The organism is Arthrobacter sp. 2YAF22_2, from assembly GCF_052114645.1.
Lineage (GTDB): Bacteria > Actinomycetota > Actinomycetes > Actinomycetales > Micrococcaceae > Arthrobacter.
Genome location: NZ_JBFRFD010000759.1, coordinates 1 through 1,158, shown reverse-complemented (window position 1 = coordinate 1,158; position 1,158 = coordinate 1). Strand labels below are relative to the sequence as shown.

General features: G+C 66.3%; 1 protein-coding gene. It reads right to left on the bottom strand.

What is annotated here, in order from left to right:
- The coding region (locus tag AB4Y86_RS19340) for an epoxyalkane--coenzyme M transferase (protein ID WP_441403737.1) at positions 1 to 813 on the bottom strand (813 nt) is incomplete at its 3' end.
- Between the last annotated feature and the right edge of the window lie 345 nt (positions 814 to 1,158).

The window sequence follows — 1,158 nt, the reverse complement described above, 5'->3', positions numbered from 1 at the left end:
GATCTTGTCCTGCGGCAGATCGCGCAGCGCCCAGTTGGTCGCTTCGACCCGGAGTTGGATGAACTTCAGGTAGTCCTCGAGGCTCGGCTCCGGGTTGATCTGGTCCCAGCTCTCGGCCAGGGAGGGGTCGTCGAGTTGGACCGTCAGTCCGGCCTCGATGATGGCCTTGTACTCCTCACGCATGGCGTCGGCGCAGGCGTACAGGAGTTCCTCGTCGCTCTGGTAGAACTCGTTGGCCACCCGGGCGCAGGAGCCGGGGGAGAGCGAAGCGACGAACCCCTCGGTGAGGCCGGCCGCGGCCAGGCCGGTCTTGAGGTTGGCGATGTCCGAGGCCACAAGTGCCTGCCCGGTGTATGTCAGCGGGCCCGCGATCTTGGGTTGCGTGACGCTCTTCCGGTGGGCCAGGATCCCGGAGGAGGGGTCGTTGTAGGCGTCGTTGAACGCCTGCCGGTCGCGGCGATCCGGGAAGGACGTCAGGACGATATGTCCCGGCGAAGATCGGTGCACCTTGGAGTCGGCCCAGCGGTCCACTTCGGTCGGTTCCAAACCGCCGAGCCGGGAGAAGGAGTAGTTCCACCATGCGCCATAGTCCACCGAGCTGGACATCGTGTGCCCGTACTCGCCGTCGTTCGGGATGTCGATCCCCAGGTCCTTCTGGCGCTGGACGATGTCCACCACGGAAGTCTCCAGCAGATCCAGGAACTCGGGCGTGATTCCGTCGGTTTCCTTGGCTTCGTTCGCCGCGATCAGCTCGGGCGTGCGGGGCAATGAGCCGGCATGGGTGACGCGGATGTGGTCGGTGTTCTGGGGCATGGCGCGGTTTTCCTTCCATCGGTCCTGGCGGTAGCACCGTGGCCGGTCACCAGACCGCGGGAAGCGGGGGATGGTCCGGCTGGGTTGCTGCGGCGTCAACGGTCCAGGTCCCTCGGCCGCTCGGGATGGTCCCTCCCAGTTAAATGCAGCGGCGGGAAAGTGGCAAACCTGCGGCGGATTGTGTCATTGCACGGGGAATGGGAGCCGGTTGACGCCTTGCGGTCCTGGGCATCCCGGCCGCACGGTTCCTCACCGGGTCAGTCGACGTCCGGCCATCACGGCGCCCACCGCGAGAAGCGAACACGCGGCCATGGAGACGGCCATCGGGATGGCACTGTGCTGGCC